The organism is Photorhabdus caribbeanensis, from assembly GCF_018448885.1.
GTDB lineage: Bacteria > Pseudomonadota > Gammaproteobacteria > Enterobacterales > Enterobacteriaceae > Photorhabdus > Photorhabdus caribbeanensis.
Genome location: NZ_RCWB01000167.1, coordinates 1 through 265 on the forward strand (window position 1 = coordinate 1; position 265 = coordinate 265).

A 265-nucleotide genomic window follows, 5' to 3' on the forward strand; every position below is an offset into this window, starting at 1 on the left:
ATCCTCCAAGGCTAAATACTCCTGACTGACCGATAGTGAACCAGTACCGTGAGGGAAAGGCGAAAAGAACCCCGGCGAGGGGAGTGAAAGAGAACCTGAAACCGTGTACGTACAAGCAGTGGGAGCCTTGAGCAATCAGGGTGACTGCGTACCTTTTGTATAATGGGTCAGCGACTTATATTCTGTAGCAAGGTTAACCGGATAGGGGAGCCGCAGGGAAACCGAGTCTTAACTGGGCGAATGAGTTGCAGGGTATAGACCCGAA

At 51.3% G+C, this 265-nt stretch carries 1 rRNA gene; it reads left to right on the top strand.

Features of this window, described 5'->3' with window-relative positions:
- Positions 1-265: ribosomal RNA gene (locus tag EAE90_RS23490) — 23S ribosomal RNA — on the top strand; the annotation flags it as partial.